Origin of the sequence: Microbacterium sp. NPDC056736, assembly GCF_042790415.1 — a bacterium.
In the GTDB taxonomy this organism is placed as follows: Bacteria; Actinomycetota; Actinomycetes; order Actinomycetales; family Microbacteriaceae; genus Microbacterium.
On sequence record NZ_JBHTZE010000006.1, the window covers coordinates 219,078 to 243,634 of the forward strand.

The 24,557-nt window shown below is 72.1% G+C and carries 23 protein-coding genes; 7 read left to right on the forward strand and 16 right to left on the reverse strand.

The genetic code is table 11. The features are described 5' to 3' along the window. Nucleotides 1–16: 16 nt before the first annotated feature. Together ACFRAL_RS13600 and ACFRAL_RS13605 are read right to left on the reverse strand one after the other, a co-directional pair. Nucleotides 17–307, reverse strand: a complete 291-nt coding sequence (locus tag ACFRAL_RS13600) for a DUF4287 domain-containing protein (RefSeq protein ID WP_378883751.1) — start codon at nucleotides 305–307, stop codon at nucleotides 17–19. Between the two features lie 13 nt (nucleotides 308–320). After that, entirely contained in the window at nucleotides 321–704 is a 384-nt protein-coding gene (locus ACFRAL_RS13605) for a cupin domain-containing protein (protein ID WP_336394675.1), read from the reverse strand. A gap of 71 nt (nucleotides 705–775) precedes the next feature. Between ACFRAL_RS13605 and ACFRAL_RS13610 the strand changes: the two genes are divergently transcribed. Then, the gene (locus ACFRAL_RS13610) at nucleotides 776–1,765 is read left to right on the forward strand and encodes a DUF5937 family protein (RefSeq protein ID WP_336394674.1); all 990 of its coding nucleotides are present in this window, start codon (nucleotides 776–778) and stop codon (nucleotides 1,763–1,765) included. 245 nt (nucleotides 1,766–2,010) lie between these two features. Then, nucleotides 2,011–3,258 carry an MFS transporter gene (locus ACFRAL_RS13615; RefSeq protein ID WP_378883755.1) on the forward strand — a complete coding sequence of 416 codons (1,248 nt, stop codon included), beginning with the start codon at nucleotides 2,011–2,013 and terminating at the stop codon, nucleotides 3,256–3,258. Between the two features lie 4 nt (nucleotides 3,259–3,262). Here ACFRAL_RS13615 and ACFRAL_RS13620 read toward each other — a convergent pair whose 3' ends face one another. From ACFRAL_RS13620 to ACFRAL_RS13665, 10 genes are all read right to left on the reverse strand, one after another. Beyond that, nucleotides 3,263–4,291 (reverse strand): potassium channel family protein, encoded by a 1,029-nt coding sequence (locus tag ACFRAL_RS13620; protein WP_378883758.1) that lies wholly within the window; start codon nucleotides 4,289–4,291, stop codon nucleotides 3,263–3,265. Nucleotides 4,292–4,422: 131 nt separating this feature from the next. After that, entirely contained in the window at nucleotides 4,423–4,761 is a 339-nt protein-coding gene (locus ACFRAL_RS13625; RefSeq protein ID WP_378883764.1) for a sugar ABC transporter ATPase, read from the reverse strand. Between the two features lie 102 nt (nucleotides 4,762–4,863). Then, complete coding sequence (locus tag ACFRAL_RS13630) at nucleotides 4,864–5,325, reverse strand: DUF3237 domain-containing protein (protein ID WP_336394670.1); 462 nt, start codon at nucleotides 5,323–5,325, stop codon at nucleotides 4,864–4,866. Beyond that, nucleotides 5,322–6,755, reverse strand: a complete 1,434-nt coding sequence (locus ACFRAL_RS13635) for an amidase (protein WP_336394669.1) — start codon at nucleotides 6,753–6,755, stop codon at nucleotides 5,322–5,324. Before ACFRAL_RS13635 ends, ACFRAL_RS13630 begins: the two co-directional genes overlap by 4 nt. Next, nucleotides 6,752–8,464, reverse strand: a complete 1,713-nt coding sequence (gene nikE / locus ACFRAL_RS13640) for an ABC transporter ATP-binding protein (protein WP_336394668.1) — start codon at nucleotides 8,462–8,464, stop codon at nucleotides 6,752–6,754. Before nikE ends, ACFRAL_RS13635 begins: the two co-directional genes overlap by 4 nt. Beyond that, the gene (locus tag ACFRAL_RS13645) at nucleotides 8,461–9,324 is read right to left on the reverse strand and encodes an ABC transporter permease (RefSeq protein WP_336394667.1); all 864 of its coding nucleotides are present in this window, start codon (nucleotides 9,322–9,324) and stop codon (nucleotides 8,461–8,463) included. Before ACFRAL_RS13645 ends, nikE begins: the two co-directional genes overlap by 4 nt. Further along, nucleotides 9,321–10,283, reverse strand: a complete 963-nt coding sequence (locus ACFRAL_RS13650) for an ABC transporter permease (RefSeq protein ID WP_336394666.1) — start codon at nucleotides 10,281–10,283, stop codon at nucleotides 9,321–9,323. The genes ACFRAL_RS13645 and ACFRAL_RS13650 overlap by 4 nt, the downstream gene beginning before the upstream one ends. Before the next feature lie 31 nt (nucleotides 10,284–10,314). After that, on the reverse strand, nucleotides 10,315–11,967 hold the full coding sequence (locus tag ACFRAL_RS13655) for an ABC transporter substrate-binding protein (RefSeq protein WP_336394665.1): 1,653 nt from the start codon (nucleotides 11,965–11,967) through the stop codon (nucleotides 10,315–10,317). 73 nt (nucleotides 11,968–12,040) lie between these two features. Then, a complete protein-coding gene (locus ACFRAL_RS13660; protein WP_378883770.1) occupies nucleotides 12,041–12,496 on the reverse strand; it encodes a DUF3237 domain-containing protein in 456 nt (151 codons plus the stop codon). Next, a complete protein-coding gene (locus ACFRAL_RS13665; protein ID WP_336394663.1) occupies nucleotides 12,493–14,175 on the reverse strand; it encodes a CocE/NonD family hydrolase in 1,683 nt (560 codons plus the stop codon). Before ACFRAL_RS13665 ends, ACFRAL_RS13660 begins: the two co-directional genes overlap by 4 nt. Before the next feature lie 115 nt (nucleotides 14,176–14,290). On the opposite strand from ACFRAL_RS13665, the gene ACFRAL_RS13670 reads away from it, so the two are divergent. From ACFRAL_RS13670 to ACFRAL_RS13685, 4 genes are all read left to right on the forward strand, one after another. Continuing rightward, nucleotides 14,291–14,863: a TetR/AcrR family transcriptional regulator gene (locus ACFRAL_RS13670; RefSeq protein WP_378883774.1), complete on the forward strand. Its 573-nt coding sequence runs from the start codon at nucleotides 14,291–14,293 to the stop codon at nucleotides 14,861–14,863. A 74-nt stretch (nucleotides 14,864–14,937) separates the two neighbouring features. Further along, nucleotides 14,938–16,023, forward strand: a complete 1,086-nt coding sequence (locus ACFRAL_RS13675) for a DNA polymerase IV (RefSeq protein WP_378883777.1) — start codon at nucleotides 14,938–14,940, stop codon at nucleotides 16,021–16,023. Between the two features lie 91 nt (nucleotides 16,024–16,114). After that, nucleotides 16,115–17,791 carry a CHAT domain-containing protein gene (locus ACFRAL_RS13680; protein ID WP_378883780.1) on the forward strand — a complete coding sequence of 559 codons (1,677 nt, stop codon included), beginning with the start codon at nucleotides 16,115–16,117 and terminating at the stop codon, nucleotides 17,789–17,791. A gap of 52 nt (nucleotides 17,792–17,843) precedes the next feature. Next, nucleotides 17,844–18,758 (forward strand): helix-turn-helix transcriptional regulator, encoded by a 915-nt coding sequence (locus ACFRAL_RS13685; RefSeq protein WP_378883783.1) that lies wholly within the window; start codon nucleotides 17,844–17,846, stop codon nucleotides 18,756–18,758. On the opposite strand, the gene ACFRAL_RS13690 is transcribed toward ACFRAL_RS13685, so the two are convergent. The 4 genes from ACFRAL_RS13690 to ACFRAL_RS13705 all read right to left on the reverse strand — a co-directional run bounded on the left by ACFRAL_RS13690 (nucleotide 18,745) and on the right by ACFRAL_RS13705 (nucleotide 22,292). Then, complete coding sequence (locus ACFRAL_RS13690; RefSeq protein ID WP_378883786.1) at nucleotides 18,745–19,119, reverse strand: DUF2255 family protein; 375 nt, start codon at nucleotides 19,117–19,119, stop codon at nucleotides 18,745–18,747. The genes ACFRAL_RS13685 and ACFRAL_RS13690 overlap by 14 nt on opposite strands. Before the next feature lie 61 nt (nucleotides 19,120–19,180). Then, complete coding sequence (locus ACFRAL_RS13695) at nucleotides 19,181–20,161, reverse strand: aldo/keto reductase (protein ID WP_378883789.1); 981 nt, start codon at nucleotides 20,159–20,161, stop codon at nucleotides 19,181–19,183. A 114-nt stretch (nucleotides 20,162–20,275) separates the two neighbouring features. Beyond that, complete coding sequence (locus ACFRAL_RS13700) at nucleotides 20,276–21,913, reverse strand: FAD-dependent oxidoreductase (RefSeq protein ID WP_378883792.1); 1,638 nt, start codon at nucleotides 21,911–21,913, stop codon at nucleotides 20,276–20,278. A 34-nt stretch (nucleotides 21,914–21,947) separates the two neighbouring features. Further along, nucleotides 21,948–22,292: a UBP-type zinc finger domain-containing protein gene (locus tag ACFRAL_RS13705; RefSeq protein WP_336394655.1), complete on the reverse strand. Its 345-nt coding sequence runs from the start codon at nucleotides 22,290–22,292 to the stop codon at nucleotides 21,948–21,950. Nucleotides 22,293–22,419: 127 nt separating this feature from the next. Here ACFRAL_RS13705 and ACFRAL_RS13710 point away from each other — a divergent pair, with 127 nt between their 5' ends. After that, complete coding sequence (locus ACFRAL_RS13710; RefSeq protein ID WP_378883796.1) at nucleotides 22,420–24,555, forward strand: penicillin acylase family protein; 2,136 nt, start codon at nucleotides 22,420–22,422, stop codon at nucleotides 24,553–24,555. Nucleotides 24,556–24,557: the final 2 nt, after the last annotated feature.

Genomic DNA, 24,557 nt, shown 5'->3' on the forward strand with positions numbered 1-24,557 from the left:
CGCCGGGCGCGGCGCGTCAGCCGTTCGGGTTCGTGGCCATGCCGTCGAGCCAGAGGGTGTTCGACGGGTCCGAGTGCGTCGTGTCGGTGCCGACGTGCCTGTCGCTGATCTGCGGTCCCTTGGTGATCACGTGCACCAGGGCCATGGCGTGACCGCGACCCAGACCGTAGTCGGCCGCGAGCCACTCGACGATGGGCGTGGCCTTGGTCGTCTCGTCGAAGCCCTTCTCGCGGGCCTTCTCGATGAGCTGCCGCGGGGTGAGGCCCGTCTTCTTCTCGATGTTGTCGAGGTATGCCTGGAACGACATGCGTGCTGTCCTTTCAGCGTCCGGTCGGGATGTCGAGCACTCCGGGAGCATCCTGCCACTCCTGGATGATGCGATCGGAGGCGTGGATGCAGAGGATCCGCAGCCGTGTCTCACCGCAGTTCTTGAACCCGTGCCACTCCCCCGCGGGTGCGGTCGCGGTGTCGCCGGCCACGGCGTGACTGACCTTGCCGGCGATCATGAGACGCGCCTCGCCCTCGAGCACGACCCACGTCTCGGCATAGGGATGGCGGTGGATGTCGGGACCCTGGCCGGGCTCGTTGTCGACGAAGAAGTACGACACCGCCGCGCCGTGCTCGGCGCCGACGAACATGCGGTTGCGGCCGGCTCCGACGCGCAGGTCGGCGGCGCCGACCACGGCGGGAATCGTGGTGCTCATGGGGTGCTCCGTTCTGGTCAGCAGGTGCTTTCAGCATCGTCATCCGCAGCCGCGCCCCCTAGAGTTTCGATGTGGATCGAAAGTTCGTCGACTTCGTGCTCGCGCCGGACGATCTCACCGCCATCCGGTTCGGCGTCTCGCCGGGCCACGAGCTGTGCCATGCCGTGCGAGCGCTGCTGCGTCCCGACGAGCACCCTTTGCAGTGGGGCTGGCTGCGCACGACCCGCGGCGCGGTCCCGCGCGAGCACTTCGAGGTGCTCGCGCTCCTGATCAGGGAGGACGGGTACTTCCCCGACTTCCTCACGACGACGCCCTCCTGGGAGCTGACGCCCGATGCCGAGGCCGAGCGGCTCCGCGCCATCGACGACGAGCGGTTCCGCGTGGACATGACGAAGGTGCTGGTGCGCACGGACGGCGCGCGCAGGGTCGCGGTGCAGCACATGCTCGATCAGCCGGATCGCGCACGGGAGATGATCGCGCAGGCCTGGCTGGAGGTGTGGAATTCCGCCGTCGCGCCGGTGTGGCCCCAGCTGGAGCGCCTGCTGCGCGCCGATATCGCCGTGCGCTCGCGCCGGATCGCGGAGAGCGGCATCGGCGCGATGATCCAGACGCTCCACGATCGAGTCCAGTGGAGCGACGGCATGGTCCGCGTCACGATGCGCATCTGGAGCGAGGTGGTCGACTGCCGCGGCAGCGGACTCGTGCTCGTGCCGTCGGTGATGGGATCCACGGGCTGCAACGTGCTCACCGAGCCGCCCGCGCAGCCGACGCTCTTCTACCCCGCGCACGGGGTCACCGCGACCTGGGCGCGGGACGCGTCCGACGCGACGGCGGCCCTCGGCGCGCTGCTGGGACCTGCCCGCGCGCGGATCCTGCTCGAGGCGCACGAACCCCGGACGACCTCGCAGATCGCGCGGGACACCGCCGTGGCCCTCTCCACCGCTTCCCACCACCTCACCGTGCTGCGCGACGCGGGTCTCGTCGCGAGCTCGCGGGACGGCGCACGGGTGCTGCACCGACGCACCCCGCTCGGCGAGGCGATGGTCGGCGCGGCGCTCTGACCCGGTCGGTCTCGGTGGTTTGGGGCGCGTGCCGGGCGTTCGGGGCGCACGGCGTGCGCCCCGAACGTCCGCAGCGCGCCCCAAACCCGGAGAAGTGAGGCAGCGAGCCCGGTCAGGGGCCGCCCAGGTAGCCGACGGTAGGATGGCCGTGCCATTTCGATGTGCATCTACCTGCCCGCGCGACCTCCGCGCCGGGCAAGGCGGCACGATGCGCCGCCGCAGGCGGCTTCCGAGCCTGGAGAAAGATGCACACGACCCTCGTCGAGACCGATACGTCCGCCCGCGCGGCCGTGCGCCGTCCGAGCCTCATCCGCGAGGCCGGCTACGCCTATTTCCCGGTGGCCCTGGTCGCGCGCCTCCCCTTCGCCATGATGGTGGTCGGCATCCTCACCCTCGTCGTGTCCGCGCGCGGGTCGCTGGCCCTCGGCGGCGTGACCAGCGCCATGACCGGTCTCGGCACCGCACTCGTCGGGCCGCTCCTCGGGGCCGCCGCCGACCGGTTCGGCCAGCGCCGGGTGCTGCTGGTCGCCGGGACGGTGAACAGCGTCCTGCTCGTCACGATGGCGGGGCTCGCCTTCACGCCCGTTCCGGATGCCGCGCTCCTCGCGGTCGCGTTCTTCATCGGCGCGTCGATGCCCCAGGTCGCACCGCTGTCGCGGAGCCGCCTCGTGGCGATCATCGGGAGGGTCTATCCGCGCGACCGGCGCACGACCGTCGTCAACGGCGCCATGGCGTACGAATCCGCGGCCGACGAGATCGTGTTCGTGTTCGGCCCGGTGATCGTGGGCCTGCTCGCGACGACCATGACGCCGGCCGCCCCGGTCATCGGCGCCGCGGTGCTCGCACTGGTGTTCGTGACCGCGTTCGCGCTGCACCCGACCGCGGCGGCGGGCCCGGCGCGCGGCGCCGCCGATCGCCCGGCGCAGGCTCCGGTCCGGGATCTCGTCCGCGTCCGGGTGCTCGCGCCCGTGGCGGGCGCCCTGGGAATGGGCCTCTTCTTCGGGGCGATGCTGACGTCCCTCACCGCCTTCATGGCCGAGCGCGGCGTGCCCGAGCAGGCCGGGCTCGTGTACGGCGCGATGGGGATCGGATCCGCGGCGCTCGCTCTGGGCGTCGCGCTCTTCCCCGCGCGGTTCTCGCTCTCCGCCCGCTGGCTGACGTTCGCGGCGGTCCTCGTCGCCGGCGCGCTCGCGCTGCCCCTCGTCGACTCGGTCACGGGGATGGCGCTGTGCCTCCTCGTCATCGGCGTGGGGATCGGGCCCACCCTCGTCACGCAGTACAGCCTCGCCGCCGCGTTCAGCCCGCTCGGCCGGTCGGCGACCGTCATGACGATGCTCGGCTCGGGTGTCGTGGTCGGCCAGTCCGCGGCATCCGCCGTCACCGGAATCGTCGCCGACACCCTCGGAGCCTCCGTCGCCCTCCTCGCGCCGGCCGTCGCCGCCGCCGTCGTGCTCGGCGCCGGCGTCGTGAACGCGGCCGCCGCGCGCCGGTGACGTCTTAGCGCGGCGACTCGGCGAGGATGCGCCGGATCTCGGCCATCGCCTGCTCGGACTGCGCCAGCAGCGCGCGGACTCGTTCGGCCGCATCGCCGGCCACCGCACCACCGCCGGCCGTGGCCGACTCCGCGAGCGCCGGGTGGGTCGTCGTCGCAGGCATCCCCGCGCTCGCCTCCGCACCGGCGTCGACCGCACCGGCCACCGCACCGGCGGCGACCCCCTTCGCCGCGTGCGTCGCCAGCGCAGGCTCCGCCGTGTCCGGCCCTGCGTCCGCCTCGACGAGCGCCTCGGCCTCCGCATCCGCGTCTGCGTTCTCGTTGGCCGCCTTGCGGGGCCCGAGGAAGAGGTTCGCGAGATAGCCCGTGAACGTGCCGAAGATCCCCACCCCGACGACGATGACCAGGGTCCCGATCAGGCGGCCGGCGTTGGTCACCGGGAACTGGTCGCCGTAGCCGACCGTGGAGATGGTCACGAGGGTGTACCAGAGCGCGTCCGAGGCGGATGTGATGTTGGCGCCCTCGGCGTTCTCCTCCACGGCGAGCACCGAGATGCTCCCGAACTGGAGCACCAGGACACCCATGAGGAGCAGGGTCATCAGCGCGCTGTTCGCGCGATCCTTGATGAGGGTGCTCCACACCGTCCGCGGCCCGAGTTCGCGCAGGAGGCGGAAGACGCGCAGCAGCCGGAACAGCCGAAGGATCTTGAACTGCGGGAACGGAAGGCTCGCGAGCAGGTCGGCCCAGCCGAATCCGCGGAAGAAGTAGCGGCCGGCGGACGGCGCCGTGGCGATCCGGTAGATGAAGTCGCCGAGGAAGATCGCGCTGAACACCGCGTTCATCACCGACAGCACCAGCTCGAGCGCCGAGTCGCCGGCCACGAGATACACCAGCAGCAGGTTCACGATCGACAGGATCGACAGCGCGCCGATGAAGATCTCGTACGCGGTGTTCTTCAGCTCGGCGCGTGCCGCCGCGCGTGCCTGCGCGCGGGCACGGGACCGCTCGCGGATCTGTGAGAGAGGCCGGGCCATGACGTCTCCTCGAATCGGGTCATTCCGGACGCGTTCCGGCTGAGTCTCATTGTCCTCTCTCCCGCCCGCGGGGAGCGACGATCACGCCCAGGCCCGTGCGGACAGCGTGGCAGGATCCGCACCTCGGCGGCCTAGTAGTCCTCGGGAGCCAGGTCGCCCTGTCCGCTCTCGCCGAGCTCGGCGAGCTCGGGCGACAGGTCCTGCGTCTCGGGCTGGAGGTCCTCCACGGGCATGTCGAAGCGCGGCACCTGGTCCTCGGCCGACGGCAGGTGGGCGGGGTCGTCCCCCGTGGCGGTCACCGGATCCTCGGAGACGTCGTCGGGCGCCTGCCCGCTCGTGCGCTCCCACTCCGCCTGAGCCGGGTCCAAGGTCGGATCCGGCGCGATCGACGTGTCCTGGTCGCGCAACGGCTGCGCTCCGGCGCCCCCGTCGGCGGCGCGGGGGATGTCGTCGGGAAGGTTGTCGGACATGACGGCTCCTCTCGTCTGGCGAAGAGCCACCGTACGAAGCTCCGCCCGCATCCGGCACGGGGTTGACTCCCGCGCCGGAGGGGAGGTACGCAGACGGATGCCTCAGCGGAGCCGGTAGACGCGGATGCAGACGTGGCCGGGGTCGGGGCGGGCGTATCCGACGAACTGCCCCTCCGTCAGCCACCGGTGCGCTTCGGCGCCCGTCTGGAAGACGAAGGCGGTCCGGTAGTAGAGATCGTCCTCGCCGACAGGCTCTCCCGCTCGCAGCCGGCGCTCGACGACTTCGCCGGCGTGCCAGTAGCCGCGGTTGACGACATCGATCGCGGCGCCGTCCTCGGCCTCGATGACATAGCGTGCGTCGAGCTGCGTGGTCGCTCCCCGTGTGACCCACCAGTCGGCGCCCACGGGGAGCACGCGCCCGGTCAGGCGCGGTCCGGTGATCTCGCCGCCGACGATCGGCGTGACGTTGAGATCCTCGGAGGCCGTGCGCCCGACCCTGATCGGGTCGGCGACCGCGACGCGGAGCTCGAAGACGAACTCGAGTCCCGGCTCGAACGCGGTCACGCGACGGCCGTCCGGGCGCGCGCGTCCACGGGTGTGACGGTACCGAGTGCAGCCTCGACCGCGCGAGCCGCGGCGAGCGCGACATGATCGCCGTTGCGCGGCCCGATGAGCTGCACGCCCGTCGGCAGGCCATCGTCATCGAGCCCCGTCGGCACCGCCACCGACGGCAGTCCGAGGAAGTTCACGGCCACCAGCAGCCGGTGGTCGCGCCACAGCTCGGTGGTCGCGGCGGGGCCGGAGAGGTCGAAGCCGACCTCGGGCATGCGCCGTGCCGAGACCGGACCGAGCACGATCGGGTGCTGCGACTGGAACTTCTCCCAGGCCGCCGCGATCACGGCCCGCCGGGCCCAGGCACCGCCATACTCCTCGGCGGAGCCCAGAACCTCGGTCTCTTGCGCGTTGTCGAGGAAGTACCGGGTCGAGCCGTCCGACAGCGGCATCGGGAGCGCGCCCGGCAGGAAGGCGCCGACCATCTCGTTCACCGAGATGCGGCGCCAGAGTCCGGCCGCCTCCTCGATGAGCGGCGGCTCGATCTCCTCGACCTCCCAGCCGGCCGCAGCGAGCGCGTCGGCCGCCCGGCCGACGGCGGCGGCGACCCGCGGATCGACGCCCCAGCCCAGCGGATCCCGCGCGACGGCGACGCGTCGCGGGCCGTCGTAGGAGGTGGGGTGCTCGACGGTCAGCGCCATCGGATCGCGGCCATCGGCGCCGTGCATGAGTGAGAACGCGATGTCGAGGTCGTCCACGCGGCGCGCGATCGGACCGTTCACGGCGAACAGCTGCAGCGAGAGCGACACCGGCTCGGTGATCTCAGCCATCGGCGCCGGAATCCGTCCGGCCGACGGCCGCAGCGCGCACACTCCTGCGGCATAGGCGGGGAGCCGGAGGGAGCCACCGTAGTCGTTGCCGAGGCCGAGCGGCGTCATGCCGGTCGCCACGGCCACTGCATCGCCGCCACTGGATCCACCGGGCACGCGGAAGGGGTCCCAGGGGTTCAGGGTGCGGCCGAAGAGGTCGTTGTCGGTGTCCCAGCGCAGTCCCCAGTCAGGCATGTTGCCGCGCCCGATCGGGATGGCGCCCGCCTCGAGCAGACGCCGGACCATGGTGGCGTCCTCTCCGGGAACGGCATCGGCCATGAAGGACCAGCCGCTCGTCGACGCCGACCATGTGAGGTCGATGTTCTCCTTCACCGTGAACGGCACGCCCGCGAGCGGGCCCACCGGGTCACCCGCGTCCAAGGCGGCGTCGACCTGGTCGGCGAGTGCGCGAGCCCGATCGTGGAACACGACGGTCAGCGCGTTCACGGTCGGGTTGACCCCCTCGATGCGCTCGAGGTGCGCGTCGATCACCGCCCTCGCGGTCGTGGCGCGCGAACGGACCGCCTCGGCGAGTTCGCCAAGGCCGAGCTGCCACAGCGGTCGATCTGTCATTTCTCTCCTCCGGGGGTGATGATGCGGGTGGTCCTGGTCGCCACCGTCGGCAGGGCGGACGTGCGCGCGGGCAGCCGTCGGCGCGGCACCCATCCGCTCCGCGGGATCGAGTCCAACAGCGTACGCGTGTACTCGGCGCTCGGGCGGTCGAGCACGTCGGCGATCGGGCCCTGCTCGATGACCGCACCCGACTTCATGACGACGACGTGATCGCATACGCGCCGCACGGTGGTGAGGTCGTGCGAGATCATCAGCAGCGCGACGCCGGTCTGGCGGCGGATCCCGTCGAGCAGCGTCAGGATCTCGACCCGGGTGGTGACATCCAGCGCCGACACGGCCTCGTCGAGCACGAGGATCTCGGGCTCAGCCGCGAGCGCACGGGCTATGGCCACCCGCTGCCGCTGTCCGCCCGACAGGGAACGGGGCCGCTGCCCGGCGAGGTCGGGTGCGAGCTTCACCGAGGCCAGCAGGCGGTCCACCTCGGCGTCGATGTCCGAACGCCGGTCGCGGCGTCGATGGACGGCGATCGCCTCGGCCAGGCACTGCCCCACCGTCTGGCGGGGATCGAGCGACTGGTAAGGGTCCTGGAACACCATCTGCGCGACACGCGCCCGCGCTCGGCGGTCGCCGGCCCGCCGCGCCGGTCGCGTCCAGTCCTCGCCCTTGACGACGACCTCGCCGGCATCGGCCGTCTCGAGGCCGCAGATGATGCGAGCCGTGGTGGACTTGCCGGACCCCGATTCCCCGACGATGCCGAGGGATCCGCCACGCGCGAGGGTGAAGCCGACCCCGTCGACGGCGACGAACTCCTCCCGACCGCCACGGGGCGAGCGGACCTGGAACGTCTTGCGCAGTCCGGCGACCGTCAGCACCTGATCCTCGGCCGACCCGCCGGCGGCGACCAGGGCGCCCGGCAGCGTCGCCGACAGCAGCCGCTTCGTGTACGGGTCGGCAGCATCCGTCCGCATCGTCGCCGCGCGCAGCGTCTCGATGGTGCGGCCGTGCTGCATCACCGCGACCCGGTCGCACACCGCACCCGCGAGTGCCAGATCGTGGGTGATGAACAGCAGCGCGAGGTCGCGGTGCCTGCGGAGGTCGGCGATCACGGCCATCACCTCCTCCTGCGTGGTTACGTCGAGCGCCGTCGTGATCTCGTCGGCGAGGAGGATCGGCGGGTCCATAGCGAGGGTGGCGGCGATCATGACACGCTGCAGCAGCCCGCCCGAGAGATCTCCCGGGCGCTGCCTCATGCGGCGGGCGGGGTCGGGGATGCCGACCTCGGCGAGCAGGTCCTGCGCCCGGCGGTCCGCGGCATCCGCCTTCTCCCCCGCCACCGCGACGAGCGCCTCCGTCATGAAGTCGCCGATGGTGCGCAGCGGGTTGAGGTGGGCGCGAGGCGTCTGGAAGACCATGCCGAGGCGGCGGGCGCGGATGTCGCGAAGCCGCCTGGCCGGCAGGGTCGAGATGTCCTCCCCGTCGATGCGGATGGCGCCGCCGACGGTGAAGCCCTCCGGGAGGAGACCCGCGGCGGCCCGGACCGACAGTGTCTTGCCCGAGCCGGACTCGCCGACGAGGCCCAGCGCCTCGCCCGCGCGAACGCCCAGCGTGCAGTCGTGCACGAGGGTGCGCGGCTGATCGCCGTCTCGGCCTGCGCCGGCGGCCGGTGCCGTCACCGAGACGTGGTCGAACTCCAGGACGTACGCGGTCATCGGCCGCTCCCTTCGGCCCAGGCCGTCACTCGGCCACCGACGATGTTGACCGCGAGCACCGTCACGACGACGAGCGCGGCGGGGAACATCGACTGTTCCGGGGCGCCGACGAGCAGCGACGGCTGCCCGGCGGCGATCATCACTCCCCAGTCCGACGACGGCGGCTGCGCGCCGAGCCCCAGGAACGAGATCGCGGCGAGGTCGAGCATCGCGTAGCCGAAGCCGACGGTCGACTGGGCGAGCACCGCGGGCAGGAGCGCCGGCACGAGGTGCCGGAAGCAGATCGCGAGGGAGCCGACGCCCTGGATGCGCAGCGCCGCCATGTAGGGCTTGGCGAGCTCCTGCCGCGCGGAGGCGCGTACGAGCCGCGCCACGATCGGGATATAGGCGATCGACAGCGCCACGATCGGCGCGATGAGCCCCTTGCCGAACATCGACACGGCCAGGACGGCGAGAACCAGGCCGGGGATCGCGAAGATCACCTCGATGAGCCGCGAGCTGACGCCGTCTACCCACCCTCCGAACCACGCCGACGCGATGGCGATCGCGGTGCCGAGGGCCGTGGCGGCGACCACCACGGCGATCGGTGCGAACACGCTGGGCCCGGCGCCCACGAGTACGCGCGACAAGATGTCGCGCCCGAGGTCGTCGGTTCCCATCCAGTGCGCCGACGACGGCGGACCGGATACGGGGCCTACGTAGAGCTGATTCGGGTCGTACGGCGCGAGCCACGCGCCGAACAGCGCCATGACGAGGATGCCGATCATCACGACCCCGGCCGCGATGGCCAGGGGATCACGCACGGCGAGGCGACGCGCGAACGTCGGGACGCGGCCTCCGGCAAGCTGGGCGACGCTCATGCGGTCCTCCTAGGCTTGACGGAGTCGGGGTCGATCAGCGCGATCGCGACATCGGCCACGGCGTTGAGCACGACGAACAGGATGACCAGCAGCAGCGAGACGACCTGCACGACCGGCAGGTCCTTGCGTGCCGCGGCCTCGGTGAACAGGGACCCCAGACCGCCCAGCCCGAACGCCTGCTCGGCGATCGCCGATGCGGCGAACAGACCCGCGACCGTCGCGCCCGAGATCGCGAGGATCTGTGGCGAGGCGTTGAGGAACACGTGGCGCCGGAAGATCTGCGCACGCGGGATGCCGCGCACCCTTGCCGTGTCGACGTGCTCGGAGTGCAGCTGACCCACGACGGCGCCGCGGGTGATGCGGCTGAGGTACGCGATGTAGAGCACAGCGAGCGAGATCGCCGGGAGCGTGAGGTGGTGCAGCGTGTCGATCACGCCGCCGTCACCGGCGCCGTACACCGGGAACCAGCCGAGCACGCGGCCGAACACCCAGATCAGCAGGATCGCGACGACGAACGTCGGCAGCGCGACCCCGAACGACGTTGCGACGAGCACGGCGCGATCGGTTCCCTTTCCGCGCGTGCCGGCCAGGATGCCGGAGCCGACGCCGAACACCGCGATGAGCACGAGCGTGTACAGCACGAGCATCAGCGTGATGCCGAAGCGCGGAGCGATCAGCTCGACCACCGGCGTCTTGTAGACGAAGGAGGTGCCGAGGTCTCCGGTGAGCACGCCGCCGACCCAGTACAGGTACTGGATCCAGATCGGCTGGTCGAGATGGTGCTCGGCCTTGATGGCGGCGATCATCTCGGGTGTGGGCCGCAGGCCGCCGGCGAGCGCGACGACCGGGTCGCCGGGCGTGAGCAGCACCGCCGAGAAGATGACGATGCTCGACAGGAACAGCGTCAGCAGGAGCCCGCCGAGCCTGCCGGCGAGCTGTCTGACCGTGCTGGCGTTCATCGTCATCCCCTCCCGTTCCCGTTGACGGCGGTCACTCGCCGCCGAGGCGCAGCGCCCAGGGGCTCGCGTAGGCGGCCACCGACGTCACGATCCCGGTGAGCTCGTTGCTCAGGAACGCCGTGTGGTACGAGCCTGCCAGGGTCACCTGCAGCTGATCAGGAGCGAAAACCTCCTGCGCCGCGATGTAGGCTTCCGCAGCCGCGACGGGGTCGGGTGTGGTGCGGGCGGCCTGGACCCCCGCGACCACCTCGGGCACGGCGTAGCCGCTCCAGTTGAAGATGCCCCCCTGGTCGGGCGGCAGCACGAACAGCTGCGGGTAGGTGAGCACTCCCGGAGTCTCGGTGTAGCCGCTCGTCGCCACGAAGTCGATGTTCTCGCGCGGCCCCGGATCGGGCAGGAAGATCGCGCCAAAGTCGGCCGCCTGCCGCTCGTCGATCTCGACGGTCAGGCCGATCTGCTCGGCGGCGCTCTGGACGATGGCGGCAGTCTGGGACAGCTCCTTGTTGCCTGCGGGGATCGCGATCCGCAGCGGCACGGAGGTGTCTTCGCCGGATTCCTCGACGAGCTTCTTCGCGCTATCGAGGTCCACGCGCGGCGCCTCGAGATCGTCGTACCCGTCCTGATAGTCCGCCGCCGCGGGCGAGCCCGACCACGAGAACGGTGCGACGAACGTGCTCTGGGGCTGGCCGAGCCCGTGCAGCACGGTGGCGATGTACTGCTCGCGGTCGATCGCGAGGCTGAGTGCCTGACGGATCATCGGGTTCGCTCCGGCACCGGACTCGCGGGTCGGGCCGAACGAGAACGACGCGGTGGACGGACCGATGACCAGGCGCCCGGTGTCGGAGGACGCGAACGCCTCACGGCTGCCCGGGGCGACGTTGAACGCGCCGTCGACCTCGCCTTCCAGGAGCGCGTTGGTGAGGGTGGTGCCGTCGGGGATGAACCGGAAGGTCAGCTGCTTCACGAGCGGGGCGCCGTCCCAGTACTCCTCGTTGGCGGTGAGCACGATCTCACGTCCCGGTGTCCAGCTCTCCAGCTCGAACGGGCCGGCGCACATCAGCTCGCCTCCCGAGGTGCCCAGCGCCGAGCCCTGGGCCTCGCTCACGGCCTTGCTGAGCACGGCCCCCGCGCCGCCCGAGAGGGCGTCCCGGAACGTGGAGTCGGGAGCGACGAAGCGGACCGTCACCTGGTTCTCGCCCGTGATCTCGATGCCGTCGGGCGCGACGAGGACGAAGGCCCCGTAGAACGCCGACGTGACGTCGGAGTGATGCCGTTCGAGGCTGTAGACGACGTCTTCGGGCGTCACGGGGGTGCCGTCCCAGAAGGTCACCCCAGGCCGGATGTCGATGACGAACGTGACGGGGTCGACCCAGTCCGCACTCTCGGCGATTCCGGCCTCGACCGTGAAGTCGGGCTGCACGCGCAACAGGCTGTCGCAGAGGTTGGGCTGCACGAAGTTGTAGTCGGCGCCCGGTACGAGCGAGCGCGGCTCGCCCTCGACGAGCGCCCAGGTGACCTCGTCGACCGCCGTCGTGGCCGCGGGAAGCGCGTCGACCAGCTCGATCGGGCCGGAGGTCGCGTCGCCGGTCGGCGACGCCTCGGTGTCGCGGGGGGTGCATCCCGCCAGCAGCACGAGCGCTGCGCCTGCTGCGGCGACCGCGGCGGCCTTGCCTCGGATTCTCATCTCGTTTCCTTTCGGGTCGGTCCCGCAGGACCACAGATCGCGACGTCGTCGGCGCGATCAAGGCGGTGGGGCATCAGCGCACCACGAAGACCCGGACGCACACCTGGCCGTCCTCGTCGCGCGCGAGCCCGATGAACTGGTGCTCGGCCAGCCAGCGGTGGGGTGCGGCATCCGTCTGGAACACCGGCGCAGTGCGGAAGTAGTACTCCTCCTCCGGCACGTTCTCGCCGGACTCCACCCGGGCCGTCACGTCGGCCGACGCACGGTAGTAGCCGCGGTTGAGGATGTCGATCACGGCGCCGTCGTCCGCTCGCAGCAGATAGCGGGCTTCCAGCTGCGCCGTGCCGGAGCGCTCGACTGCCCAGTCGCCCCCGCCCGGCAGAACCTCACCGCGCAGCAGCGGACCTGCCACCGTGCCGCCCGAGATCGGAGTGAACGTCAGCTCTTCGTCGGCGCTGCGCCCGATCCGCAGGTGCGGCTCGATGTCGACGCGGATCTCGAAGGCGAATTCCAGGACGGGGTCATTCATGAGCGGGCCTCCTCGGCATGCGCGTCGGGCAGAACGGACAGGATGATGCGCAACGGCTCCGCGCCGCCGAGCGTGATGCGCTGCCGGTTGACCGCGGTGCCGACCGCGCCCCACGGCTCCTCTCCCGTCCCCGGCTGCGGGATGAACTCGGGGAAGTCGCTCGAGTGCACGAGCAGGCGCAGTCGGTGCCCCGCCCGCACGCGATACCCGAGCTGGCCGAGATCGATGTCGACGGGCGCCGGGTCACCGGCATCCGTCACATGCACCTGACCACGGGCGATGCGCAGGGCACTGCCGGACGGTGCCACGTCAAGCAGCCGGGCGAAGACGTCCATGACGGGGCCGTCGGACGACACGGATGCCGCGACCCGCACCGGCCCCGCGAGGTCGACGTCGCGTTGGAAGACCTCTGTGGTGAACGACAGCACGTCGGCCCGCGCGCCGAGCGCGGACTCGTCGGGCGCATACAGCAGGAAGGCGAAGGCGTTCGGCACACTCGACGGCACGAGGTCGTCGGGGTCGTGGAGCCACTCGAGGTCGGCGGAGCCATCCGGCATGTCGGGCGACAGACCGCCTTCCGGCGTGGCGTACAGCGTGCGTGCCGATGCGCCCGAGGGCGGCCAGGTGTCGCTTCGACGCATCCCCGGCGTACCCGCGAGATTCCAGCTCACCCGCGGGATGTCGGATGCCTGGCCGTGGCCCCGCACGAACACCTCGAAGAAGTCGACCGCGGGCTGCAGCATCCGTTCCAGCTCCGAACGGATCTGCTCGTCACTGCGCTCCTCCGTGCGCGCGGAGGCGGGGTCGTCGAGGTAGTAGGACTCGTGGTCCATCGACTCGATCCGCAGGAAGTGGTTGAGCGCCCACGCCGGTCGCTGCTCGATCTCGGCGACGTCGGCCCAAGAGAGCGGCGCGCAGTTGTCCCACCAACCGATCGTGTGGAGGGTCGGCACCGGGCGGGCGTCGAACGGGCTCTGCAGGGGGAAGCGCGGCAGATGCACCGCACGTGGGTACCACTGGTCGTACGAGAGCGAGCGGGCGCCAAGCTGCGCGACGACCTCCTCGGCCTGCGCACTGAACGGCCGGCGCGAGGGGTCGAGGTCCCAGAAGTAGGCATCCTGCGAGTGGAAGTAGGTGAGGGGGTACAGGTAGGTGATCGCCCACTCGACGCGGCGGGTGCGCTCCCCCGGCACGACGCGCACGGGCTCACCGAGCATCGTGCCGGTCACGCGCGGCGCGATGGCCTTGAGCGCGGGATGCTGCGACACGACCGCCGCCCACTGCGTATAGCCGTAGTAGCTGTCGCCCCACATCGCGACGCGGCCGTTCGACCAGGGCTGCTGCACGATCCAGTCGATGGTGTCGTAGCCGTCGTCGACCTCGTTCACGAACAGGAGCGCGTCGCCCTCGGAGCGGAACTTGCCGCGCACGTCCTGCGCGACGACGCGGTAGCCGCGCGCCGTGAAGTACTCGGCGATCAGCGGGATGAACGTGTACTCGCCGCTCTTGTCATAGGGCAGCCGGATCAGAACGGTGTCACCGGGATTGTGGTCGGGGACGGCGGGTGCGCCCGGGAGGTACACGTCGGTCGCGAGCCGCACGCCGTCGCGCATGCGCACGCAGCTCTCGCGGGCGGCGGGGCTGACGGGCGCTGGTCCGACATGCACGATCTCCGGCACGGGTGACTCCTCTTCGAGCTGATGGAAGCAACGGTAGGGATTCAGGTGTTCTTAGTCAAGTCTGACTAGACAATAAATCGACTAGGATCGTGTCCGAGGCGAAATGGAGGTTCCGATGGCCCGACCGTCCGTCGCAGAGGAGCGCACGCGGCAGATCGTCGACGCGACGATCCGCACCATCGCCGCGCACGGCATCACCGGCGCGAGCCTCGAGCGCATCGCCGAGGAGGCGGGGATGTCTCGCGGTCACGTCCGCCACTTCGTCGGCAACCGCGAGGAGCTCCTGCGCGAGAGCGCCCGCCGGTTCTACTACGACGACACCGAGGGCGAGTCGATCCTCCCTGTCGGGACGCGCGACATCGCCGGCGCCCTCGACTTCCTGTTCAGCGCCGAGTTCGCCGCGCCGGGCAACGAGAACGCCGTCGTGCTCGGATTCGTGGAAGCCGCACGCTCGGACCCCGTGCTCGCGGGACTCCTCGTATCTGCCTACCAGGGCACGCATCAGGCCCTGGAAGTGCTGTTGACGGCGGAGTATCCCGGCGCCGAGGCGGGCGCCTGCGCATCTGTCGCTTACGGCGTCGTCGGCATCGCCCTGCACAACGTCTTCCTGAGCGACATCGCCTCGGCGGCCACGGGCACCGCGACCGCCCGCGCCGCCGCCGAACGGCTCATCGCGACACTGGGCTGACTCTGCGAGACCGCAGACGCTGTCGGCCGCGCCGCCTAGTCTCGTCTCATGCGCGGGTCTGCGGAGGCGGGGTCATGAGCGACGGCGCGAGGGGCGGTCGTTGGGTGCTGCACGTCGACCTCGATCAGTTCATCGCCGCCGTCGAAGTGCTGCGCAACCCCACCCTGGCGGGCAAGCCCGTGATCGTCGGCGGTCGCGGAGACCCCGCCGAGCGGGCGGTGGTGTCGACGGCGTCGTACGAGGCGCGGCAGTACGGGGTCGGATCCGGGATGCCGCTGCGCATCGCCGCCCGCAAGGTGCCGGACGCGGTCATCCTGCCCGTCGATGCCCCGGCCTACCTGGCAGCGTCCGACGAGGTGATGGCGACGCTCCGCGAACAGCCCGGCGCGGTGGTGCAGGTGCTCGGCTGGGATGAGGCGTTCATGGGGGTCACGACGACCGACCCCGAGGCCTATGCACGACGGGTGCAGGCGGCGGTGCTCGATCGCACCCGACTGCACTGCAGCGTCGGCATCGGCGACACCCTGGTGCGGGCCAAGAACGCGACCGACTTCGGCAAGCCGCGGGGCGTCTTCCGGCTCACGGCGGAGAACTGGCTCGAGGTCATGGGCGACAAGCCGACGGCCGCACTGTGGGGCGTCGGCTCGAAGGTGTCGAAGCGGCTCGCGCTCCTGGGCGTGACGACGGTCCGCCAGCTCGCCGTCGCGGACCCCGGCGCGCTGGCGGGCGAGTTCGGGCCGAAGATGGGCCCGTGGTACCGGCAGCTGGGTCGCGGTGACGGCTCAGCGGTGGTGGACGACACCCCCTGGGTGGCGCGCGGACACAGCAAGGAGACGACCTTCCAGGTCGATATCGTCGACCCGCAGGAGATCGAGGATGCCGCACGCCGGCTGCTGGATCAGGTGCTCGACGAGGTGGCCGGCGACGACCGACCCGTCGTCGGCCTCGGGCTCAAGGTGCGCTATGCGCCCTTCCTGACGAAGACGTTCACGAAGAAGATCCCCACCACGTCCGACCGGGCGGTCGTCGTGGAGCGGGCGCTCGAGCTCGTGGCGAAGATCGAGCCCGGGCGCCCTATCCGCCTGCTGGGTCTGCGGGCCGAGATGGCGATGCCCGACGACGCCCGCGAAGGCCGCACCCCGACGCGCAGCGGGTGGTGACGACGCCCGCGGCCGCGGCGTGAGGCCCTCTGGTGCCGACCCCGCCGAGGGTGCATCATTCGGGTATCCGCGCCACGGACGGGGAGAGACGATGACCGCGTCGCGCCTGACGTTCGACGACCTCGAGCTGCGCTTCGACCGCGAGCAGGAGGGGACCTACCGCGTCGTCGTGACCTCGAGCGACGGCCCCGCCACCACGGGCACCTTCTCGCGTCCCTTCACCGACGAGGAGCTTCACGCCTTCGTGCAGCGCGTCGGCCTCGTCCGCAGCCGAAGCGCGAACCCCGACCGGGACGAAGAGATGCGGGCGTTCGGGGCACGGCTCTTCGACGCCGTGATGACCGACCGCGTCGGCGCGCTCTACGAGGCGGCCCAGTCGCGGGCGGATGCGAAGGATGACCGAGGGATGCGGCTGACCCTGCGCCTCTCGGGCGCCCCCGAGCTCATGCGGCTTCCGTGGGAGCTGATGTACCGGCATCCGCGTTTCATCGCGCAGTCGGAGCGGACCCCTCTCGTGCGCACCCTCGATCTGCCGTCGGCGCACAAGCCTCCCCCGCTCACCGGACCGCTGCGGATCCTCGGGATCATCAGCCACCCCTCCGGCTACGCGCAGCTCGACTCCGAACGCGAGCGCCGCAACCTCGAGGAGGCGCTCGGGCCGCTGCTGCGGAGCGGCCGCGCAGAGCTGACCTGGCTGGAACGGGCGACGATCGCCGAGCTGGAGCAGCGGATCGCCCAGCCCGACGAGGTCCACGTGCTGCACTACATCGGGCACGGGGCGTACGACGAGAAGACCGACGCCGGCATCCTCGTGCTCGAGACGCCGCAGGGACGTGCGGACGACGTCAGCGGCCAGCGACTCGGAACGATGCTCCAGGATGAGCGGAGCCTTCGACTCGTCGTCCTCAATTCCTGCGAGGGCGCCCGCACCTCGATCGTCGACCCGTTCTCGGGAGTCGCGACGCGCCTGCTGGAGTTCGACATCCCCGCTGTCGTCGGCATGCAGTTCGAGATCACGGACGCGGCTGCCATCGCGTTCAGCCGGAGCCTTTACACGGGAATCGCCAACGGCGCATCGATCGACGCCGCGATCGGGCCGGCGCGCCGGGCGATCGACGCCGCCGCCAGCAGCTCCGAGATCGGCACACCCGTGCTGTTCCTCCGAAGCAAGGAGACGCGCCTGTTCGACGGCGCCGCCCCTGTCGGGAAGGAGACCGGACGCGACGTCCCGCCTGCACCCTCCCCGCCGGCCCCACGCCCGGACGGCGGCGGCGCCGGCTCCGGCGGCTCCGGCGGCGGCTCGCCTCCGCACGAGGTCACTCCCCCGGCGCCGTCGCCGCCGGTCGTCCGCCCGTCCCCTGACGGCGGCGGCACGAGCCAACCCGTACCGGGCGCGGTCCGTGCGCTCTGGGCCCTCATCGCCGTGCTGGCGGTGGCCGTGTTCGCGTTCTTCGCCTCGCTCGTCGCGCAGAACGTCTTCGGGGTGGACGTCCCGTGGATCCCGGGCACCGGCAGTTCGCAGGTCACGCCGTCGGACGACGCGCCGCCCGATCAGGCTCCCACGGAGGGCACGGTCCCCGACGTCGCCGGGTCGGCGGTCGACTTCGCCATGTCCGCGCTGCGTGACGCCGGGTTCGACAACGTGGCCGTCGAATACGTCGACTCGGCCCAGACCGGCAACACCGTGGTCGCGACCGACCCGCCGGCCGGCACGACCCTCGGCTTCGACCAGCTGGTCACGGTGCAGATCTCGAACGGCTTCGGCTGACGGACACTGCCAGAGCCTGTCACCGCCGTGCGCCGCCCCGTAGCGTGGATGCATGGCTGACATCCGTGCGGAGGTGAAGGAGTTCCTGAGCTCGCGCCGCGCGCGGCTGACGCCCGAGCAGGCGGGCCTGCCGGCCTACGGCGGCAACCGGCGGGTCGCGGGCCTTCGCCGCGAAGAGGTGGCGATGCTCGCCGGCGTCTCGGTCGACTACTACGTGCGCCTGGAGCGCGGCAACCTCGCGGGTGCCTCGGAAGGCGTGCTGGACGCCGTGGCGCGCACCCTCCAGCTCGACGAGGCGGAGCGGCAGCACCTGTTCGATCTCGCGCGCGCCGCCGGGCCCGCCCGCAGGTCGGCCCGCCGCGCGCCGTCGGTCGTACGGCCCGCCGTGCGACAGGTGCTCGACGCGTTCACCGAGGCACCGGCGTGGGTGCGCAACGGCCGGCACGACATCCTCGCCGCCAATCTCCTGGCCCGCGCGCTGTACTCACCCGTCTTCGACGATCCACGCCGGCCGGTGAACACCACGCGCTTCGCGTACCTCAATCCGGCGGCCCGTGACTTCTGGCGCGACTACGACCAGATCACGCACGACTCCGCGGCGATGCTCCGCATGGAGGCCGGTCGCAGCCCGCACGACCCCGAACTCATCCGGCTGGTCGGGGAGCTCTCGACGCAGAGCGAGCTCTTCCGCGAGCGGTGGGCGTCCCGCGACGTGAAGTTCCACCGCAGCGGCCTCAAGCGGCTGCACCATCCGGTGGTCGGGGATCTCGATCTGAACTACGAATCCATGGAGCTCCCCAGCGAGCCCGGGCTGGTGCTGAACGTGTACACCGCCCCGGCCGACTCGCCCTCCGCGGACGCCCTGAAGCTCCTCGCGTCCTGGGCCGCCACGCAGGCCGCCGAATTCGCCGCAGCCGATGCGACCGCCGCCGGAGCGGATGCCCCCGGGAGCGTCAGAGGGGCATGACCACCAGCGTCGTGGCCGCGGCATCCGGTCCGGTGATCGGCCGGACGTACGCGACGCCGTAGCGGTCGTACTTCGCGTGGAGCGCGGCATCCAGCTCGGCGCTCACCGCGGGGTCGGCGAGCGAGAACGTCACGTCCTTCTCCACGCCGCCCGCCGCCACCCGCCCGACGCCCGCGCGCAGCGCGCGTCGGAACCACCCGTTCTCGGGGCCGTGGGCGGACCGCACGTAGAGCGCGTCGCCGACGGCTGCGTGCCAGATCGTCACCGGCGGCCGCAGCGACCCGTCCGGCCGGCGCGACGAGATGCGCAGCTCGGTGGCGCTGCCGATGCGGCGGAGATCCGCGGCATCCCACGCCGTCACGATGCGTCCTCGGCTGTCGGTGTCTGTGTGCCCGCGCTCATGTGTCTCGCTTCCGTTCCCCTCAGAGTCCGACCATAGCCATGCCGGCGTCGTCGTAGCGGTTGCCCGCGACGGCTGCGGCGAGCGCGTCGAGGGTCGAGATGTCGTCCGCCGACAGCGCGACGGCGGTCGCCCCGGCGTTCTCGTCGACGCGCTCGCGCCGGCGTGTGCCGGGGATCGGGACGATGGACGGATGCCGCGACAGCAGCCAGGCGAGAGCCACCTGGCCGGGCGTCGCCCCGCGCGCCGCGGCGACCCCGCGCACCCCGTCGACGACGGCCTGGTTGGCGCGGAGGTTGTCGGGCTGGAAGCGCGGTACCCGGCCGCGGATCTCGTCGGCGCCGAACGTCGCGTCCGTCCCGACGTCGCCGGTGAGGAAGCCCTTGCCGAGCGGGCTGAAGGGCACGAAGCCGATGCCGAGCTCGACGCACGCCGGCAGCACCTCGGCCTCGGGGTCGCGGGTCCACAGCGAGTACTCGCTCTGGACGGCGGTGACCGGGAACACCGCGTGCGCGCGCCGGATGGTCGCAGCGCCGGCTTCGGAGAGGCCGAAGTGCTTCACCTTGCCCGCTGCGACCAGCTCGCCGACCGCGCCGGCGACGTCCTCGATGGGCACGTCGGGGTCGACGCGGTGCTGGTAGAAGAGATCGATCGCCTCGACGCCGAGCCGCTGCAGCGATGCGTCGGCGACGCGGCGGATCTGCTCGGGCCGCGAGTCGGTGCCGACCATCCTGCCGTCGACGATGTCCCACCCGAACTTCGTCGCGACGACGACCTGCTCGCGGATGGGCGCGATCGCCTCACCGACCAGCACCTCGTTGTCGTAGGGTCCGTAGACCTCGGCGGTGTCGATGAAGGTGACGCCGTGATCCACTGCGTGGCGGAGGACCCCGATCATGTCGTCGCGGTCGCCGGGGTTCGGGCCGTAGCTCATCGACATGCCCATGGCGCCGATGCCGACCGCCGAGACCTCCAGGCCCTGGCCGAGCTTCCTGGTGTGCATGAATCCTCCTCGTGCCGCGGAGCGCTCGCCGGCGGCATCCTCCATCCCACTCCGTTCAGCCTGCCGCGGGGAGTCCCTCGCGTGACAGGTACCGCGAGAACCCCTCGCGCGGGCTCAGCGCAGGTCCGCGAGCGCCCGGTGCACGGACGCGACGGCGCTGGATCCCTCGCCGACCGCGGCGGCCACGCGCTTCATCGATCCGCGGCGGACGTCGCCGGCGGCGAACACGCGCGGAACGGACGTCTCGAACGGCAGCGGTTCGCGGCCGAGGCCCTGCCAGCGTTCGAGGGACTGCACCGACACGTCGGTGCCGGTGCGGAGGAATCCGTCGGCGTCGCGGTCGAGGTCCGCGAGCCACGACGTCGCCGGCTCGGCGCCGATGAAGCAGAACAGTCCCCTCGCCTCGACGTCGCCGATGGAGTCGATGCGCACGCGCTCGAGAGACGACGAGCCGTCGAGCCCGACGACCCGCGACCGGGTGTGCACGTCGACCCGTGGCTCCTCGAGGAGCCGGTCCACCAGGTACGACGACATGCGCGTGCCGAGGTCCGACCCCCGTACCACGAGGTGCACCGGGCAGCCGTTGGCGGCGAGGTAGAGCGACGCCTGGCCGGCGGAGTTCGCGCCGCCGACCACCACGACGGGCGACTCGAACACCTGGCGCAGCTCGAGCGGAGTCGCGGCGTAGTAGATGCCCGCGCCCTCGAACTCGCTCCAGCGGTCGAGGTCGAGCGTGCGATACGCCGCGCCCGACGTGACGATCGCAGTACGGGCGCGGATGACCCGGCCGTCGGTGAGGGTGATGTCGAGGTCGTCGCCCGCGGGGCGGAGGTCGACGGCCTCGCAGGGCGCGTACACGCGGACGCCGAACTTCAGCGCCTGGAGGGACGCCTGACCGATGAGGTCGCCGCCGCTCACGCCGAACGGGAACCCGAGGAAGTTCTCGATGCGCGAGGTCGCCGCCGCCTGGCCGCCGGGGGCGACGGCGTCCAGCAGCACGGTGCTGAGGCCCTCGGATGCCCCGTAGATGGCCGCGGCCAGGCCCGCCGGTCCGCCGCCGATCACCACCAGGTCGACGACCTCGTCGGCGCGGGCCTGATAGCTGAGCCCGAGGGTCTCGGCGACGGCGCCCGGAGTGGCCCGCGCCATCGGCTCGCCCTGGATGAAGGCCACCGGGAGGTCGTCGAGCGTGATGCCGTGCTCGCCGAGCGGTCCGAGGTCGCCGGGCGGCAGCTCGATCGCGGTATGGACGAGGTCCACGCGCTCGGCGAACCGGCGAAGCGTCATGAACTCTCGCGACGAGCGGGGGCCGACGAGCTTCAGCGTGAGGGCCGCCGGCCCGCGACGCAGCATCTCGCGCCGCGCCCACAGCGCGTGCAGCACGATGTCGCACAGCTCGTCGTCCTCGGCCATCAGCAGGCGCAGCCGGGCGCGGCTGACCCGCAGCATCCGTCCCGCGACCGACGCCCGCGCCGACAGGAACGCGCCCTGGCCGTTGAGCAGCCCCAGCTCGCCGACGAAGCTGCGCGGCCCCATCCGGCCGATCGGCGTCTCGTCGACCCACCCGAAGGAGACGCGCACGAGCTCGATCTCGCCGGAGTCGACGAGGATCAGGTCGTAGTCGAGGTCGCCCGCCTCGAACAGGTACTCGCCCTCGGCGACCTCCTGCGGCTCGCCGAACGCGAGCAGACGACTCCACTGCGCATCGGTGAGGGGCGGCTTCATCATCCGCTCGAGATCGGCCTGCGTCATGCTCGAACCACCCATGTAATGAACCCCTCGATCGTCAGTGGATCAGCGTGCGCCAGTCGGCCGGCACCCTGCCCGCCGGTCCGGGCGTCGGCTGGGTCAGCGGGCGAGCCTCGGGCGGGGCGAGCGGGGGCCCGTCGACGTAGTCCCCGGCGACATAGTCCCAGAACCAGCTCTCCCCCGGCTCGAAGCTGCGGACGTAGCGATGCCCGGTGGAACGGAAGTGCGCCGTCGCGTGCTGCGCCGGCGAGGTGTCGCAGCATCGGATCCCGCCGCACACCGCGCACCGCCGCAGGTGCACCCACCAGCCGCCGACGGCGTCGCAGTCGGCGCAGCCCTCGCCCGAGGGCGCACGGGTGGGGTCGATCTCGTCCAGGCTCATACGCCTTGCTCTCCTCACGCACGTTCCGTCGGTGCCGATGCTAACGCGCCCCAGCGGCGCCGCGCCCCTGCGAGAGAGATCGGCCCGCGAGGGCCGAGGACCTCCGCGGCTGTGCGAGTCTGACGTGATGGCAGAGGTCTTCCGCGACGCCCTCGGCATCCCCCACATCCGCGCGCGCGACGTCGGCGACCTGGCCGAGGCCCAGGGCGAGGTGACCGCGCGCGACCGCGGTTGGCAGATCGAGGTGGCGCGTCTGCGCGCGTCCGGCAGGATGTCCGAGCTGATCGGGGAGGCGGGGATCGCGTGGGACGTGTTCGCGCGGCGTGCGCGCCTGGACGACACCGCCCGCCGCGCGTACGCGCGGCTCGATCCCGACAGCGCCGAGTTCGTCCGCCGGTACGCCTCGGGCGTCCGGCGCGGGATGGCGACAACGGGCGGTGCGGCGGCCGAGTTCCGCAGCCTCGACGAGGCGTTCACCGACGCCCGCCCCCTCGAGCCGTGGGAGGACCACGATCCGCTCGGCGTGCTGCACGCCGCTCATGCGCTGTTCTCGCCGCTGCCGGTGCTGCTGTCGCGCGAGCACGTCGCGGCGACCCTCGGAGAGGAGTGGGTCGATGTCTTCGCCGGCTACGGAGACCTCGGCGAGGAGGCGGTGCCCACCTCGGGAAGCAATGCGTGGGCGCTCCACGGCGCGAGGACCGGCAGCGGGATGCCGCTCCTCGCCGGCGACCCGCACCGCACGTTCGAGCTGCCCGGCGTGTACCAGCAGGTGCGGCTCGCCTGCGACGAGTTCGACGTCGTCGGCCTCACGTTTCCCGGGGTGCCCGGCGTGCAGCACTTCGGCCACACCGGCGAGGCCGCGTGGGGCGTGACGAACGCGATGGCGCACAGCGTCGACGTGTTCCGGGAGCGGCTGCGCCCGACCGGGGACGGGTACGACGCCCTCGGCCCCCGGGGCTGGCGCCCCGCCGACGTGCGGCGCTCGCTGGTGCGGGTTCGCGGAGCCGAGGCGGTCGAGGTCGAGGCGATCGAGACCGAGCGCGGCACGGTGGTGTCGGAGCTGAGCCGACGCGACGGCGAGCTCATCGGCTGGAGCGTGCGCCTTCCCGCGCGGGCGGGCGCCGACGTGGGGGCCCGGGCGCTGCTGCCGCTGCTGCGCGCGCGCACCGCCGTCGACGTGATCGGCGCCTTCTCGTCGTGGGTCGACCCGGTGAACCGCGTCCTGGCGGCCGATCGCACCGGCGTCGTGCTCTCGGCCACCGTCGGCGCGACGCCCGATCGGCCGCCCGGCCGGCGCCGGCGGGCATTCGACGGCGCCACGGCGGATCCGGCCCCGAACCGGCCGGCCGTCCCGGCCGTGGAGGTGACCGACAGCGTCGTCGACGCCAACGAGCGCCCCTCCGATCCGCGCATCGACCTGGGCTGGGCCTACCCGCCGCCGCACCGCGCGTCGCGCATCCGCCACCTTCTCGCCGAGCGGCGGCCTCGCGCGGTCGCCGAGTTCGCCGCGGTCTGGGGCGACACCGCAGGAGGCTCCCTGATGGCCGGTCTCCTCGCCGCTGTCCGCCCGGACGACCTGTCGCCCGCCGCCGCGGCGGCGCTCGACGAGCTGCGCGCGTGGGACGGGCGGATGGATGCCTCCTCCGCCGACGCCGGCCGCTACGGCGCCTGGCGGTCCGGCGTCGCCCGCCGCGTCGCCGCGCATCCGGCGCTGGCCCCGCTCCGCGCACCGCACCCGTTCGGCCGCGTGTTCGACGCGTGGGTCGGCGCGGATGTCCAGGTGCCCGCTGCGCTGCCGCGTCTGCTGCGGCATCCGGCCCTCGCGCAGGAGGTGCCGTCGATCGTCACCGAGGCGTGGGAGGAGGCATCCGTCGCGCCCGCGTGGGGCGAGATGCACCGGCTGCTGCCGACGCATGCGCTCGCCGGCGTCCCGTACGTCATGGCTCCGGGGGCGGGGCTCGACATCCCGATGTCGGGAGACGGCGAGACGGTGCGGTGCACCGGCTCCACCTCGGGCGTCACCGAGCGCAGCTGGCGGGGCTCGGTCGCGCGCTGGGCGTGGGACCTGGCGGACCGGGAGCAGAGCCTGTGGAGCGTCCCGTTCGGCGCCTCGGGGCACCCGGGATCGCCGCACTTCGCCGACCAGCTGGACGACTGGGAGGGCGTCCGACCGGCGCGGGTGGTCACCAAGTGGGCGCGGCTCCGCCCCGATTCCGACGCCGGCGCACCAACGGTCGCAGGTGCCGGCGGAGCCGCCGGCTGACG

What these genes read in the sequence shown, in the direction of transcription:
- ACFRAL_RS13650 (WP_336394666.1), bottom strand. Translation starts at nt 10,283, where the DNA reads ATGAACGCCAGCACGGTCAGACAGCTCGCCGGCAGGCTCGGCGGGCTC.
- ACFRAL_RS13670 (WP_378883774.1), top strand. Translation starts at nt 14,291, where the DNA reads ATGGCCCGACCGTCCGTCGCAGAGGAGCGCACGCGGCAGATCGTCGAC.
- ACFRAL_RS13695 (WP_378883789.1), bottom strand. Translation starts at nt 20,161, where the DNA reads ATGCACACCAGGAAGCTCGGCCAGGGCCTGGAGGTCTCGGCGGTCGGC.
- ACFRAL_RS13710 (WP_378883796.1), top strand. Translation starts at nt 22,420, where the DNA reads ATGGCAGAGGTCTTCCGCGACGCCCTCGGCATCCCCCACATCCGCGCG.
- ACFRAL_RS13655 (WP_336394665.1), bottom strand. Translation starts at nt 11,967, where the DNA reads ATGAGAATCCGAGGCAAGGCCGCCGCGGTCGCCGCAGCAGGCGCAGCG.
- nikE (WP_336394668.1), bottom strand. Translation starts at nt 8,464, where the DNA reads ATGACCGCGTACGTCCTGGAGTTCGACCACGTCTCGGTGACGGCACCG.
- ACFRAL_RS13615 (WP_378883755.1), top strand. Translation starts at nt 2,011, where the DNA reads ATGCACACGACCCTCGTCGAGACCGATACGTCCGCCCGCGCGGCCGTG.
- ACFRAL_RS13620 (WP_378883758.1), bottom strand. Translation starts at nt 4,291, where the DNA reads ATGGCCCGGCCTCTCTCACAGATCCGCGAGCGGTCCCGTGCCCGCGCG.
- ACFRAL_RS13680 (WP_378883780.1), top strand. Translation starts at nt 16,115, where the DNA reads ATGACCGCGTCGCGCCTGACGTTCGACGACCTCGAGCTGCGCTTCGAC.
- ACFRAL_RS13675 (WP_378883777.1), top strand. Translation starts at nt 14,938, where the DNA reads ATGAGCGACGGCGCGAGGGGCGGTCGTTGGGTGCTGCACGTCGACCTC.
- ACFRAL_RS13625 (WP_378883764.1), bottom strand. Translation starts at nt 4,761, where the DNA reads ATGTCCGACAACCTTCCCGACGACATCCCCCGCGCCGCCGACGGGGGC.
- ACFRAL_RS13605 (WP_336394675.1), bottom strand. Translation starts at nt 704, where the DNA reads ATGAGCACCACGATTCCCGCCGTGGTCGGCGCCGCCGACCTGCGCGTC.
- ACFRAL_RS13700 (WP_378883792.1), bottom strand. Translation starts at nt 21,913, where the DNA reads ATGACGCAGGCCGATCTCGAGCGGATGATGAAGCCGCCCCTCACCGAT.
- ACFRAL_RS13645 (WP_336394667.1), bottom strand. Translation starts at nt 9,324, where the DNA reads ATGAGCGTCGCCCAGCTTGCCGGAGGCCGCGTCCCGACGTTCGCGCGT.
- ACFRAL_RS13635 (WP_336394669.1), bottom strand. Translation starts at nt 6,755, where the DNA reads ATGACAGATCGACCGCTGTGGCAGCTCGGCCTTGGCGAACTCGCCGAG.
- ACFRAL_RS13685 (WP_378883783.1), top strand. Translation starts at nt 17,844, where the DNA reads ATGGCTGACATCCGTGCGGAGGTGAAGGAGTTCCTGAGCTCGCGCCGC.
- ACFRAL_RS13660 (WP_378883770.1), bottom strand. Translation starts at nt 12,496, where the DNA reads ATGAATGACCCCGTCCTGGAATTCGCCTTCGAGATCCGCGTCGACATC.
- ACFRAL_RS13705 (WP_336394655.1), bottom strand. Translation starts at nt 22,292, where the DNA reads ATGAGCCTGGACGAGATCGACCCCACCCGTGCGCCCTCGGGCGAGGGC.
- ACFRAL_RS13600 (WP_378883751.1), bottom strand. Translation starts at nt 307, where the DNA reads ATGTCGTTCCAGGCATACCTCGACAACATCGAGAAGAAGACGGGCCTC.